The following is a 943-nucleotide window of genomic DNA, read 5'->3' on the forward strand; positions in this document are numbered from 1 at the left end:
ACTTGCGTGCAGACCACCGTGCAGCGCTGGTATGCCGATGACGTGCTGAACAATACCGGTGAGGACCGCTCTCTGCGCACCGTGTTCACGCACGACCACTTCGGCCCGTCCACCCATCAGCATCCGGGGCTCTATGCCGGCCTGGTAGTCGAGCCGGCCAATTCGACCTGGAAGCACAATGAGACCGGCACGCCCCTGAGCGGCCGGGCGGACGGCGGCCCGACCAGCTGGCAGGCCATCATCGAACCGAAAAACGGCGACAAAGCCTACCGCGAGTTCCTGCTGGAAATGGGCGATTTCTCGCTGGCCTACCGCAATGATGAAACGCCGGTCAATCCGCCCGCCAAAGAGGAGGCCGGGCTCCATGATCTGCTGAGAGTCGCGCCGACCTGTCCGGGCGGCGTCCCCCGGCCCTGCCCCGAAGCCATCTCGGCCGACGATCCCGGCACCATGACCGTGAACTACCGCAACGAGCCGATCGCGCTGCGCGTCAATAACGGCGCCAATGGCCAGACTCCGGGCCGGGCCGGCGATCTGTCGTTCGCGTTCGAATCGCTCACGGACCGGGCCATTCCGGCCTTGAACAGCCAGCCGGACTTTTTTGCCCAGCCGTTGACCCGCGATGTCCTGCCCGGCGATCCGTTCACGCCGCTGCTGAAAACGTTCGCCGGCGACAAAGTCCAGGTCCGGATTCTGATGGGCGCCCATGAGGAAGGCCACAATTTCAGCATGCACGGCCTCAAATGGCTGTTCGAGCCGTCGCTGAAAGACTCCGGCTACCGCAACTCGCAAATGCTGGGCATTTCCGAACACTTCGAGTTCGAAGTGGACGCCGTAGACTCCGTTAAAGTAGGTACGCCTTTTGTCGATCAGGCCTATTTCCCGGGCGCAGCGACCGATGACCTCTGGAACGGCCTGTGGGGCATCCTGCGGACCTATAACG

The 943-nt window shown here is 63.3% G+C and carries 1 pseudogene; it reads left to right on the plus strand.

The window, feature by feature from the left end:
- Positions 1–18: 18 nt before the first annotated feature.
- A pseudogene (locus tag IT781_RS21930) lies at positions 19–943 on the plus strand (hypothetical protein); the annotation flags it as partial.

Origin of the sequence: Methylobacter sp. BlB1, from assembly GCF_015476545.1 — a bacterium.
Taxonomy (GTDB): domain Bacteria; phylum Pseudomonadota; class Gammaproteobacteria; order Methylococcales; family Methylomonadaceae; genus Methylobacter.